The sequence below is a fragment of the Flagellimonas alginilytica genome (assembly GCF_042134605.1).
Classification (GTDB): domain Bacteria; phylum Bacteroidota; class Bacteroidia; order Flavobacteriales; family Flavobacteriaceae; genus Flagellimonas; species Flagellimonas alginolytica.
The window spans coordinates 3,084,615-3,097,271 of the sequence record NZ_CP169638.1 but is presented as its reverse complement, the minus strand read 5'-3'; the positions used below and the strand labels follow the sequence as shown (position 1 = coordinate 3,097,271).

The following is a 12,657-nucleotide window of genomic DNA, read 5'->3' as shown; positions in this document are numbered from 1 at the left end:
TCATAAATTGATGGTGCAAGATTGCTATTGATTAAAACAAACGGAATGATAAATATCACTTGCCCTATTTATGACGTGATTTTTTAGTGGACCTGCTCCAATGCCTCTGGTTCCAACACAAGAATATTTCTATTTTCTATGGCAATTAGTCCTTCATTCTTAAAATCGGAAAGGGTTCTGATCAGGCTCTCGGTGGCAATGCCTGCCACTCCGGCCAAATCGCTGCGCGCAATTTTTAATGGTCCACGTTTGTTCTTGTTTATTGCCCGGGAAAAACGCAATAAGGTCTGTGCGGTTTTTTTTCTTACCGAACTATAGGCCATTTGCAGCAATTGTTTTTTAATGTCGGACAAATTATCGGTGATTACATCCATCAGTTCCAAGGAAACGCTTTTGTTATCTTCCAAAATTGCCTTGACCTTTTCCTTGGAGATTCCTGCCAACTCAACATCTTCAATGGCAATGGCATATTCCTGATAGGGCAAATGGTCCGTTAGGGATGTAAATCCCAAAAAATCGTCTTCCGAATATATAGCGGTAATCAGCTCCTTGCCCTCTTCGTCCAAGGCACAGCTCTTTATGACCCCTTTTAATATGAGGTAAACCATATTGGAATGATCTCCTCTATTGTAGATAATGTCGTCCTTGGCATAAGAAAGCAACTGACCATGGTCGTCAAAAAAGTTTTTGAGCTCGTTCAGAGATCGTATTTCACCCTCCCCATTTTTATTACTGGACTCATTGGATAGGACGACTTGCATTTGTTCTGCTTTTTCCAGTCGGCAGGTTATGGCTCCCAATAGCTCCTCCTCTTCGAACGGCTTGGTCAAATAGTCATCTGCACCAAGGTTCATACCCCTTCTTACATCTTGCCTTTCCGTTTTTGCCGATATAAATATAAACGGGATATACCTTGTGGATTCCTTTGTAGATAATTCCTCCAATACCTCGTACCCATCCATTTCCGGCATCATGATATCGCAAAGAACCAGATCGGGACGTTCCTTTATGGCCATTGGAACGGCTATTTTTCCATTTGATGCCGAACATACGGTATAACCGGACAATTCCAACAGTTCCGCTACATTCTCCCGCAGCGAGGTGTCATCCTCAACCAGTAAGATTTTTTTCATTTTCCTTGTTTTTAATTGGTATGTGCAGTGTAAATGTGGATCCTTTTTCCCTGTTACTTTTAAAAGTAACATTCGCATCGAGGTTATGCATATGTTGCCTCACAATATTCAACCCGATTCCGGTTCCTTGAACTGTAAGTACATTGGAGGCCCGGTAGTACCTATCAAAAATAAAGGGTCGGTCTTCTGGTGGTATTCCAAAGCCTTCGTCGACCACCTCAATATTCAATTGTTCTTGCTCCATGGTTACCCTAAGCTCTATATCCGTTTCCTCGGGAGAATATTTTATCGCATTATGGACCAAATTGGATAAGGCCAGAACAAGCATTTTCTCATCAAAATCCAATACAATACCATCGATATTGTTCGGGTATTTTATTCGTTGTCCTTCTTTTAGCAGCATATTGGCATCGTAGATCACCTCATTGATCACCTTGCTCAAGGGGAATGTGGTCAACTCATATTTTACCTTGCCAAGCTCCAACCGTTCTATGGACAAAAAGTCCGTTAGGATACCATCCAAGTACTTCACTTTTGATTTAATAGTGGCAATATGTTTGTCCCTTTTGTTTTGCTGTTCGGATTCGGTGTATTTGGCCAATAACGATGTTGAGGTGAGAATGCTGGTCAACGGCGTCTTAAACTCGTGCGACACCAATGAGAGGAACTTTGTTTTAAGTTCATTGAGCTTCTTTTCGGCCTTTAGGGCCTCTTGCAATTGTTGTGTTCTTTCCTCGACGGTCTTCTCCAGTTGCTGGGTATAATTTTTCCTTTCCGTAATATCCAAAACAATGGCCACAAATACTTTTCGTTTCCCTATAAAGGAAATCTGTAAATGTACTTCAACAGGATAGGTAGATCCGTCTTTGCGCTTATGTTCTGTTTCAAATACAACCTTTTGTTTGCGTTTGGACAACAATGGGGAAACCAAACGTCTCATTACCGCTTCCGAAAGGCTCGGTTTAATATCCAACACCGACATTTGTGCCAACTCTTGCATGCTGTAGCCCAAGTTTTTTTGAGCCCCGAGGTTTACATTGATAAAAACCAATGTTTCTGGATCAAAAACATAGATTTCATTTAGGGATTCATCAAAAATTTTAAACCAATAATCTATGGTTTCTTTGGCCTTCTTTTTTTCGGTGATATCCATGATCAAGGCCAATACATACTTTTTACTGTTCAATTTAAAAGGATTGAGGCTTATTTCCAGTGGAAACTCATCCCCATTTTTACATCGACCGAGCAAATCCAACCCTTTACCCATCTGCCGGGCCTTTCCATGGTGCATAAAACCAGAAACAAGTTTGCCATGGTCGGCTCTGGAGCTTTTGGGTATCAAAACATCCAATGGTTCGCCGATGAGCTCTCCTTCACCATAGCCAAACATTACATTTGCCGCATGGTTGCTAGCCGTAATGCTATGTTGGTCATTCACAATCAGGATTCCCTCAGAAATGATTTCCGATAAAATATCCAGTACATCTATTTCTTTAAATCCTTCCATAACAGCAAATAAATTTACTGATTTACATCATGTAGAAAAACTTTACTGATAAGTATATTTATTAATTGAGCACTTAAACACAGAAGATCATGACACACAGGACGAAAATGGGCAACGAACTATATCAGAATTTGGGGAAACTATTCTATGCCATGGCCATGGCCGATCACAGTGTGCATATGAACGAAATGGAGAAATTTAACGAGGTGGTACGTGAGCAATGGTTGGAAGTAGATGATATTGAGGACGAATTTGGTGCCGACGCCGCACTACAGATAATCACCGTTTTTGATAGGTTATTGGAATATGAAAAAGACCCCGAGGAAATTTATGAAGAATTCGAAGCTTTTTATACGGAGCACGAACTGTTATTTACCCCAAAGATCAAAAATTTGGCCATGTCCACTTCGAGAGCGATCACAGCTTCGTTTTATGGCAGCAACAAATCGGAATTGATCTTATTGGGGCGTTTACAACTGCTTTTTGACCGTTGATCACATTTTTATCGTCATAACAGGCATTTGCGCATGGTTGGAAACATTTTCGGCCAAACTGCCCACAACAAAATGTGCCAGACCTTTTCTACCATGTGTTGGAATTACCAATAGATCGGCATTCTTTTCCTGACAATACTTAAGAATTCCGCGTTCTACACTTGGGCTACTGTAGAAATTAATGTTGACGTCCTTGCCCAGCTCTTTTTTAAAGGCTTCCAGTCTTTTATCCACAATGTCGTATCCAATGAAGTTGGCCCCTGTGGTATTCACATAGACCACTTCTAAACTAGCATTGAACAATTTGGCAAAGGTATCGGCCTTAATATAAGCAGATACACTTTTATTGGCAAAATCAGTGGCCATGACCATTTTCTTTATGGTAAAATCTTGGTGTGGTTTTTTGATCACTATTACCGGAACATTGGATGTACGTACCACTTTTTCCGTATTGGACCCAACAAAAAGCTCGCTTATCCCGCTGGTACCGTGAGACCCCATCACCACCAAATCACAATTTTTCTCTTCGGCCACATTATTTACCTCCTCAAAGTCTTTGTAGTTTTGGATAATGGCCTCTAGCGATATTCCTTTGAGGTATTCTTTTTCTGTATATTGTTTGATTTTATCCTTCGCCAAGTTAAGATAGTATTTGGCTTCTGCCTCCTCTGCGATCTCGGAATTGGCCAGAACCGAATCGGACATTCCGATCATATGAAGCAAAACAATGCCTGCATTATGCTGTTTGGCAATAATGGCGGCTACATGCAAAGCATATTCCGAGTGTTCGGAAAAATCAACGGGAACCAGTATTTTTTTCATAATATCCATGGTTTGCGAAAAATGACATTGGCTACCAAATCAAGTACTGCCTTGTTCGGCAATACCCTGTACCATTTCCATTTTTTTATTTCGACTAAAAATAGGTTTCGTGTATTTTAATTCCAATGATCTAGGTCATATCCAAACCTCGATCGGATTTTACTCCAATCTGTCCAGTTTCTTTTTAAGTGAGGCGACCTCTTCCTGTAAACTTTCCACCTGCCCCAAAAGATGGTGTACGGCTTGTATCCCTTCCGGGTTTATATCGAGGTCATGATGCAGACGCACCATTTTTTCCAAAAGGGGAAGATCGTCCAGGTGGAGCATTCCCGCTTCTTTTTCCTGTTGGACCTGCAAAATTTCGTATTCGTACATGGAATAGATAAAAGATTCGCCTACCCCATGGTTTTCACAAAATGTTTTGATGGATATAAAGTTTTCTTTTTTCATGACTGTGCTATGCTAGATTGGTCTTTGCCAAGGATTCGAAGAGGCTTTTCTGTTCTTGTGTAAGGTGCTTTGGAATTTTAACGGTATAGGTTAAATAGAGGTCCCCAAATTCTCCTTCTTTCTTATATTTAGGAAATCCTTTCCCTTTGAGTTTAACTTTGGTGCCATTATCGGTCCCCGGTGCCAGTTTTAATTTAACCCTACCCGTTAAAGTTTCGACCTGAATATCGCCTCCAAGTACCGCTTTCACCAATGGAATTTGAACCGTCTTGTACAGGTTTGCTCCATCTCTTTTAAAAGCGGTATGGTTTACAATGGAAAATGTAATGTAAAGGTCCCCGGCAGGGCCTCCATCGATTCCCGGGCCTCCATGTCCTTTTATTTTAATGGTCTGTCCGTCCTCGATACCGGCAGGGATGGTCAATCGGATATTTTTTCCGTTAACGGTAAGGGTCTGTTTTTGTGTCGTGTACACATCCATCAACGACAATTGGAGCTGGGCATTGTAATCTTGGCCACGAAAATGGACCTTTTGGCCTTTGGAACCAAAACTTGATGCTCCACCGAACATGGACTCGAAAAAATCGGAAAAATCTTGGTTCGACCCTCCAGTGCGACGATAGGTATACCCTTCAAAATCATTTTGTCCAGCATATTGAGTGCGGGATCGCTTGTTTTTTTCAAACGCTTCGGCGTGCTGCCAGTCCTTGCCGTATTCGTCGTACTTTTTCCTTTTTTCGGTATCCGAGAGTACCTCATGGGCCTCGTTGACCCGTTTAAAGTTTTTCTCCGCTTCGGCATCATTCGGGTTAAGATCTGGATGATATTTCCTCGCTAATTTGCGATATGCCTTTTTTATTTGTTCGGGCGACGCCTTTTTATCAACCCCCAAAACCTTATAATAATCGATAAACTCCATAAATGGTCACAAAATCTTAGTGGTACAACCTAAAAATCATTTGAATAAAAGATTCTTTCAAATTTTTATAAAAAACTTACTTCTTTCCAATGACCTATATCAGTCAATTGGTTCGCATAGTGGACCTATGGTTTTTCATTTTTATATTTTAGGAACATCCCATACCTTTAAAAAAGAAACAATTTCTATTCAAATGATCATACATCAATTTGACCAGACCAATTCGGTACTCAATACATTTATTTCCGAAATTAGGGATGTGGAGATCCAAAAGGATTCCATGCGTTTTCGAAGAAACATTGAACGAATAGGCGAAGTTCTAGCTTATGAATTGAGTCGGTCCTTGGATTATGAAGCGAGAGAAATACAAACGCCTTTGGGCACCAAAAAAACCTTTGGATGTAAGGACGACCTAGTGCTTTGTTCGGTCCTAAGGGCCGGATTGCCCCTACATCAGGGCATGTTAAATTATTTTGACCGGGCCGAGAATGCCTTTATTTCGGCGTACAGACACCACCCCAACGATGATGATGATTTTGAGGTGATCGTAAAATATTTTGCCGCACCATCTTTGGATGGTAAGGTTTTGGTTCTCACCGACCCCATGCTGGCAACAGGAAAAACTTTGGAGAATGTGCTCAATGCCCTAAAGAGTCATGGAACACCAAAACAGATTCATATCCTATCGGTAATTGGTTCCAAATCTGGGATTGCCAAAGTGGAAAAGGTCTTTCCAAGCGACACTCAACTTTGGATAGCTACTGTGGACGAACACTTAACGAGCAAAGGCTATATTATTCCAGGTCTTGGTGATGCTGGTGATTTAAGTTATGGCCCTAAACTGTAATCTTTTAGGGTTTATAGTATAATTTCAACAACTTCGTGGATGTTCGGGATATGGCAGTCCCAACCGAAATTTTCCTGGATTTTGTCCTTGTAGGCTTCCATTGCGGACTTTTCACCATGTACCAGGAACACTTTTTCCGGAACGTTTTTAATGGAGCCCATCCAGTTCACCAACTCACCTTGGTCCGCATGTGCGGATAAGCTTTCCAAGTGGTGTACCTGTGCTTTAATGGGTATTGTTTTGCCATAGATCTTGAGTTCTGTCGCTCCTTCGAGAAGTTTTCTTCCACGGGTTTCTTCCGCCTGGTACCCAACAAGTAATATCGAAGTGGATATCATATCGCCCAATTGTTTAATGTAGGTAAGAACCCTTCCTCCCGTTACCATACCGCTACCGGCAATTACAATTTTTGCCCTGGGGTCGTCAATGGTTTCCCAGGTTTCGGCATAAGAACTCACTATATTGATATGGTTACACATATTCCGATACTCTACGGGTGTAAGTTTATGCCAGTCAGGGTAATGTTCAAATACTTGCAGAACATTGTTGCCCATTGGACTATCCACAAAAATGGGGATATTGGGAATCTTGTTCTTTTTGTAGAGTTTCCACAATTGGTACATGAGCGATTGTAATCGTTCCACCGCAAAAGAAGGTATAATCAAGGTCCCTTTTTTGTACAAGGTATCATTGACCAGCTCTACCAGCTTCTGCCCAACATCCTCTATGGGATGTAGCCTATCTCCATAAGTGCTTTCCACAAACAGATAATCGGCCCATTCGGGTTGTTTTGGTGGATCCAGTAATTCATCTTGCTGCCTGCCCACATCCCCGGAAAAAACCAGGCGTTTACCGAATAGATCAATTTCTATATAGGTTGAACCAATAATATGTCCATTGTACAGGAATCGGGCATCGCAATGCTCGGACAATGAAACTTGCCCGCCTTCGTCGACTTGCTCAAAGAACTTCAAAGCGAAAGCCACATCTTTGGCAGTGTACAATGGTAGTGCCGGATCGTGTTTGCTGTATGCCTCTTTATTTGCTCTTTCTGCCTCTTCCTCTTGTATTTTGGCACTGTCTTCCAGAATGATCCTTGCAATGTCCAGACTTGGTCCGGTCCCTAAAATTTTTCCTCGAAAACCTTGTTTTACCAAAAGAGGCAAATACCCACAATGATCCAGGTGTCCGTGGGTGAGCAAAACATAGTCGATCTGGGAAACATCTATGGGCAAGCGTTCCCAATTTTTTTCCCTTAGCGCCTTAATACCTTGGAACAATCCACAATCCACCAAAATTTTTATTTCCTCGGTGTGCAAATAAAACTTAGATCCCGTAACAGTCCCAGACCCGCCCAAAAAGTGTATTTCCAGTTTATTCATAACGTCTTACGAATTGCACAATGATTTCATTTCTTTAAGAATCCGCTGTTTTCTGCCATTGGATACGCCCAGATGGTCTAGGTAAAAACTATCTTTTTCCAATTGCCTGCAAAGCACTACGCCGCGTTCCAGCAAAAACTGTTTTTCCCTACCCGATAATAATGTGGATACGGTAATGGGGTATAACCGCAACCTATCTATCCTTTCCTTAAGTCCATCGCCATCCGGATAGTCCCAGCTCAATAAATACAATCCCACACAATTGCCGTAATCAAGGGCATCTTTGGTAAATCTTGTGTTGGTCACAACCCAACCAAGGGTCGATGTGTAATTCTTCTCTTTGTTGGATTTCATGGGTCCTTTTACATCTTGGTATCGTGCATTGATATATAATGGTACTTTTACATTGCATTTTAGTCCATCATCTCCATGAAATTTACACTCGATTACGTTCATTGTACCATTCTTAATGGCCAAAACATCTATTTCGTGGGCAACGCAGGTACCGTGGACCATTTCACCAACTTGTGTCTTGTATCCTGAATAATATAGAATCCCACTGATGAACTTTTCAAAAGGAAATCCGGTCGGGCCCAGTTCGTAAATGGCTTTTTTTAATTTGTATTTGGATGCATAAATGGATTTTTTCTTTTTAAGAAGGGCAAATGCTCTATTATGGATTTCCCGGGTCGAAATTCCGGGATACAATTCATCCACTACCCTACTTACGACCTCTTGCACCATTTCTTCGTTGGCACCAGAGTGCTGAAGGGATCTTTCCAATTTATCGATGGAAAACTTGACCTGTTCACCGGAAGATTTAGTAATTTGGAGATTATTGTTTGCCATATTACTAAAGTAAACATCCTTTTAGGAGAACGGTATGACATTCATCAATTTTACCAATAAGAGGTAATTGGGCCGATTAGAGCCTCCACAGGTACGGCAAAACAAAGAATACCGCAATTGCCATAATTATTATGGACAATATATTCATTAAAAATCCGGTTCGTACCATATCCTGTATACGTAGATAGCCCGAACCAAATACCACAGCATTAGGGGGCGTGGCCACAGGAAGCATAAATGCACAAGATGCGGCCGAAGTACACGCGACCATTAATAAATAAGGGTTTACGCCAAGCGTTATCGCCAACGGTGCCAGTACGGGCAGCATCATGGCGGTGGTGGCCAAATTTGAGGTAACTTCGGTCAAAAAGTTTACACAGGTTATGATCAAAAGCAGTAAAACGAACAATGGCAAGCTTTCAAAAACCGTCATTTGTCCACCAAGATAGTTGGCCAAACCAGTATCCTGGAATCCTTTTGCAATTGCCATACCACCACCAAACAATAATATGATTCCCCATGGTATTTGTACCGCTTCTCTCCAGTTGATCAAAGGCTCCCCTGTTTTATTGGCCGGAATCATAAAAAGGATAATGGCTGCACCTATGGCTATAATGGTATCGTCCATATTGGGCATGAACTGCTGTAACAAGAACGATCTTGTGATCCAACAAAAGGCCGTGAACACAAAAACGAACAATACCCGCTTTTCTTCTGTTCCCAAGGGTCCCAATTCGGCCAATAGCCTATTTATTTCTTCTTTGCCCCCTGGAAACCGGGTCTGTTTTAAAGGAAATGCAATTCGAGTAAGATAAAGCCAGGCCAGTATGAGAAGTATGGAAGATACGGGCAGTCCATATTTCATCCATTGCCAAAAGCTAATATCCACGCCGTAGGTCTTCTGAACGAATCCGGCAAATACCAAATTTGGGGGTGTTCCGATTAAAGTTGCAATCCCACCGATCGAAGCGGCATAGGCAATGGCCAGCATTAATAATTTACTGAATATTTTATTTTCATCCTCCGGTGTATCCGGATTGTCCTTTAATTGTTTTACAATGGAAACGGCCATTGGGATTACCATTACGGTTGTTGCCGTATTGGAGATCCACATGGAAAGAAACGCAGTGGCCACCATAAATCCCAATACAATGGTGTACATATTGGTTCCGATGGTTTTAATGATCTGCAATGCTATCCTCTTATGTAGATTCCACTTTTCTATGGCTGCCGCCAAAATAAAACCACCCATAAACAGAAAAACATACTTGTGTCCATAGCTCGCAGTGGTATCGCTCAATGCAACAGCATCCAAAAGGGGGAACATTAGTATGGGCAATAAAGCGGTGACCGCAATGGGCAACACTTCAAAAACCCACCATACTCCAATCCACACGGTGGCCGCCAGCACGTTTTTGCCCTGTACGGAGAGTGTTTCATCTTTAAAGAATAACTGAATCAGGATAAAAAGTAGCGGGCCTAATACTAGGCCGAATTTCTTGTAGGACATAGGAGTTGGATAGTTAGTTTTTGTGCAAATAAAAAAGGGATGGTGGCCCTAAAGCTACACCACCCCCTTCCGAAGATTACTAGATTTAGTCGATATTTTCCTTATCCATCCAGTATAGTAAATAAGGAATGTTATATGCATGTGTCCATCCAAAAACACGCAGTCCTTGGTTGGTCTGCCAATTGGTAAATCGTCCCTTGCTCATGGGCAGATTGGATATTCCCAAAAGGTCTTTACTATAGTCTTCTGTTGAATCGTATTGGTCAGGTGATTTTGGCAATTCACCTACTTTAAGTATTTCCGCCCTTGCTAAGGCTTCGTCCAAGTAGCTTTGCTGTCCACTTATCTCATAACCTAGCAATAGAGGGTAAATGGTAGCCAAATACGATTCCATTTCGTGGTTCAATGGAGGTACATCGCGCACCCATCTGGCGTGCTTCAATAGGGCCTTGCGTACTTTTTCATCACCTGTAATCTGTTGATATTTATACAGTCCTTGCGCCACATAGGGCTGGGAATATCCATATCTATCCAACAATAGGTTTCCGCCTTGGCGTTCTTGGAATTCGAGCATTAATCGTACCCTATCGTCCAGCTCATCCTTATATTTCTGCAATTTTGTGGCATCGTACAACTCAACCATATTGAGTACGGACAAATACAACCTTCTACCTCGCAAATCGTGTTCACCCCATATTCGGTTAATGTAAGTGTCTCCTGTCATTTTAGCTACTTCCAAGGCCCTATGGTCGCCTGTTAAATAGTAATCGGCGATCCAACCCTGAATCCAAACGTGTGCACTTAATAACGAATACCAGTGTTCTGCGGCATGCCTTCTACCAATACCCAAATAAGGTGTGGATTCCGGCTCATCCTCAAAGTTCCAAAAGTCGATGGCATCGTTGATCTGACCATAGTATGTGCGTTTTTTGGGCCAGTGTATGTTGTCCACATCCATGGTATGTCTGCTCATGGCTTGGGCCAGTTCAAAATACTTGGGGTCGCCCGTTCGCATAAAGTTGGTCCACAACATAAAATCCACTGTGGGCTCGTTGTTGGTCCACTGTACCCAATGGCCGTTATAGTAATAGGTTTTTCCATCACCATAGTTGAACATGCCGTACCATGGCTGATTTTTTTGGTTGTAGGCCCACCATTGATATCTATATTGAAGGGCATTTTCGAACTCAGTATGTTCGGATGATGCCGGTGCCATATTGCCATACACCTTGGAATTGGTGTACCACTCCGGTGTGGCGTGTGCAACTGGGCTTTCGACTACATAATCCATTTTTTCGGCAACGTCGTTCTTGTTGTCGTGGAAGTAATATATGAACTCGGTAGTTTTGGTTATCCCTTGGGCAAAATTGGACAACATTCCGCCGTCCATGGCCGTATGGTGTCTTTCAAAGCTCATGGGCCCATTCTCTTCCGGCCAAATGCTTCCCAAAAGCAAATTATTGGCGGGATCTACTTTTATCCCTTTGGGATATTCTTTCATAAAGTTCCGTATCCCTACGCCAATTCCCCTTTTGCCATCGGTTACGTTCAACCAACCTTTGGCTCTTTGTGATTTGGCGACTTCTTCTGTTCCTTGGGTTACCGTTGCCTGGAATTCTTCGTCTATTTTGTTTGCACTATCACTATTTTTTGTGGCTTGGCCCAGATAAACATCCCTTAAGGTAGGTGGACTTTTTTTGGCCGGTCCTCTTTGTAGCAATTGTATGGATGAGCCATCGAGACCCGTCTCTTTCATTGTTGAAGGAGCGTTATCATTCTTCCAAGAGCCTTCTTGCAATGGCATGGAAACGGTTGCATTTTCGTCCAAATGGTATTTTAACTGAAGTCCAATTCCTGCTATTTGATCATTGGGCTGGGTCCAACCTTCGTCGTCGGCTGTGTTCTCCGAAATAATTTTTTCTTTCTGTGTGGCAATATTTGCGTGCTCCCCTTCCTGAATTTTGTGCTTATCCGGAACTCCGGTATACGTCATGGTATGCAACACTTTTATGTAACTTTTTCCTGCATATGCGTGCAGCCAGATGGTAAAAGGCGATAAGTTGTTATCGTCCCTACTGAAGGTATAGGTTCCCTCTATCCTAAAAATGGAATGCATTGGACCTGAGCCTTTTTCACGGAACACTTCATTGATCACCGCTTTGGATGAATCGATACCTGCATCATCGAGTAAATCGAAAAAAGAACCTCTATTACTGCCCGGTGAAGATGCAATCAGCTCTTTCTCTGAAAATTCGCCGTCGTTGTTGGAATCTAAAAAGACTTCATCCAAAAATCCGTCCCCTTTTTTATGAATGTTAAAGGAAATGGCTCCCGTATTTACTTCGATTCCACCACTTGGCCTCATGTTGTTGGCCGATATTATTTTTTCCGTAGGACGCATTGGTACAACTCCTTCACCATACTCCAGCACATAATCTGTGGTTTCTTCGGAGAAGAAAAATACCCACACCCATTTTATACTATCATCGATAGGGCCCCAAGTACTCACTTCTGTGGTCTGGCACGGGATTTCGGTACCATCTGATGTCAGTAAACGAATATGGTCCACTGAGTTTAATTCTCCTTTTGGAAAAGGTACCCCTAAAGTTATGGGCGCCCCTTTTTTATTGTTTTCGACTGTAATGCTCAGCTGATTTCCCGCTACTTTGGGTTCAGCACAGGATTGAAGCAGCAAGCATGCCAGAACTAGTGTTAGTAATATTCTCATTGGTTCAGTAAGGTTA

Annotated in this window: 11 protein-coding genes; 2 read left to right on the top strand and 9 right to left on the bottom strand. The window is 42.1% G+C overall.

Translation table 11 applies throughout. The annotated features are described in order from the left end of the window. Window positions 1-83: 83 nt before the first annotated feature. Window positions 84-1,133: a response regulator gene (locus ABTP35_RS13885; protein ID WP_293295561.1), complete on the bottom strand. Its 1,050-nt coding sequence runs from the start codon at window positions 1,131-1,133 to the stop codon at window positions 84-86. Continuing rightward, window positions 1,111-2,640: a PAS domain S-box protein gene (locus tag ABTP35_RS13880; protein ID WP_293295563.1), complete on the bottom strand. Its 1,530-nt coding sequence runs from the start codon at window positions 2,638-2,640 to the stop codon at window positions 1,111-1,113. The genes ABTP35_RS13885 and ABTP35_RS13880 overlap by 23 nt, the downstream gene beginning before the upstream one ends. Before the next feature lie 89 nt (window positions 2,641-2,729). Here ABTP35_RS13880 and ABTP35_RS13875 point away from each other — a divergent pair, with 89 nt between their 5' ends. Beyond that, window positions 2,730-3,134, top strand: a complete 405-nt coding sequence (locus tag ABTP35_RS13875; protein ID WP_293295564.1) for a hypothetical protein — start codon at window positions 2,730-2,732, stop codon at window positions 3,132-3,134. On the opposite strand, the gene ABTP35_RS13870 is transcribed toward ABTP35_RS13875, so the two are convergent. From ABTP35_RS13870 to ABTP35_RS13860, 3 genes are all read right to left on the bottom strand, one after another. Continuing rightward, window positions 3,135-3,956 (bottom strand): universal stress protein, encoded by an 822-nt coding sequence (locus ABTP35_RS13870; RefSeq protein ID WP_252079330.1) that lies wholly within the window; start codon window positions 3,954-3,956, stop codon window positions 3,135-3,137. A 159-nt stretch (window positions 3,957-4,115) separates the two neighbouring features. Beyond that, entirely contained in the window at window positions 4,116-4,406 is a 291-nt protein-coding gene (locus ABTP35_RS13865) for a chaperone modulator CbpM (protein ID WP_293295567.1), read from the bottom strand. Between the two features lie 7 nt (window positions 4,407-4,413). Then, window positions 4,414-5,325, bottom strand: a complete 912-nt coding sequence (locus ABTP35_RS13860; RefSeq protein WP_293295569.1) for a J domain-containing protein — start codon at window positions 5,323-5,325, stop codon at window positions 4,414-4,416. A 193-nt stretch (window positions 5,326-5,518) separates the two neighbouring features. On the opposite strand from ABTP35_RS13860, the gene upp reads away from it, so the two are divergent. After that, window positions 5,519-6,172 (top strand): uracil phosphoribosyltransferase, encoded by a 654-nt coding sequence (upp, locus tag ABTP35_RS13855; RefSeq protein WP_224834897.1) that lies wholly within the window; start codon window positions 5,519-5,521, stop codon window positions 6,170-6,172. 11 nt (window positions 6,173-6,183) lie between these two features. On the opposite strand, the gene ABTP35_RS13850 is transcribed toward upp, so the two are convergent. The 4 genes from ABTP35_RS13850 to ABTP35_RS13835 all read right to left on the bottom strand — a co-directional run bounded on the left by ABTP35_RS13850 (window position 6,184) and on the right by ABTP35_RS13835 (window position 12,641). Next, the gene (locus ABTP35_RS13850; protein WP_293295572.1) at window positions 6,184-7,554 is read right to left on the bottom strand and encodes an MBL fold metallo-hydrolase; all 1,371 of its coding nucleotides are present in this window, start codon (window positions 7,552-7,554) and stop codon (window positions 6,184-6,186) included. Window positions 7,555-7,560: 6 nt separating this feature from the next. Next, a complete protein-coding gene (locus ABTP35_RS13845; protein ID WP_293295574.1) occupies window positions 7,561-8,403 on the bottom strand; it encodes an ATP cone domain-containing protein in 843 nt (280 codons plus the stop codon). A gap of 76 nt (window positions 8,404-8,479) precedes the next feature. Further along, window positions 8,480-9,913, bottom strand: coding sequence for a DASS family sodium-coupled anion symporter (locus ABTP35_RS13840; RefSeq protein ID WP_224834900.1), 1,434 nt, complete (start codon window positions 9,911-9,913; stop codon window positions 8,480-8,482). 85 nt (window positions 9,914-9,998) lie between these two features. Beyond that, window positions 9,999-12,641, bottom strand: coding sequence for a hypothetical protein (locus ABTP35_RS13835; protein WP_293295576.1), 2,643 nt, complete (start codon window positions 12,639-12,641; stop codon window positions 9,999-10,001). Window positions 12,642-12,657: the final 16 nt, after the last annotated feature.

Coding starts and splice junctions, on each gene's coding strand:
- ABTP35_RS13885 (WP_293295561.1), bottom strand. CDS start 1,133: ATGAAAAAAATCTTACTGGTTGAGGATGACACCTCGCTGCGGGAGAAT.
- ABTP35_RS13880 (WP_293295563.1), bottom strand. CDS start 2,640: ATGGAAGGATTTAAAGAAATAGATGTACTGGATATTTTATCGGAAATC.
- ABTP35_RS13875 (WP_293295564.1), top strand. CDS start 2,730: ATGACACACAGGACGAAAATGGGCAACGAACTATATCAGAATTTGGGG.
- ABTP35_RS13870 (WP_252079330.1), bottom strand. CDS start 3,956: ATGAAAAAAATACTGGTTCCCGTTGATTTTTCCGAACACTCGGAATAT.
- ABTP35_RS13865 (WP_293295567.1), bottom strand. CDS start 4,406: ATGAAAAAAGAAAACTTTATATCCATCAAAACATTTTGTGAAAACCAT.
- ABTP35_RS13860 (WP_293295569.1), bottom strand. CDS start 5,325: ATGGAGTTTATCGATTATTATAAGGTTTTGGGGGTTGATAAAAAGGCG.
- upp (WP_224834897.1), top strand. CDS start 5,519: ATGATCATACATCAATTTGACCAGACCAATTCGGTACTCAATACATTT.
- ABTP35_RS13850 (WP_293295572.1), bottom strand. CDS start 7,554: ATGAATAAACTGGAAATACACTTTTTGGGCGGGTCTGGGACTGTTACG.
- ABTP35_RS13845 (WP_293295574.1), bottom strand. CDS start 8,403: ATGGCAAACAATAATCTCCAAATTACTAAATCTTCCGGTGAACAGGTC.
- ABTP35_RS13840 (WP_224834900.1), bottom strand. CDS start 9,913: ATGTCCTACAAGAAATTCGGCCTAGTATTAGGCCCGCTACTTTTTATC.
- ABTP35_RS13835 (WP_293295576.1), bottom strand. CDS start 12,641: ATGAGAATATTACTAACACTAGTTCTGGCATGCTTGCTGCTTCAATCC.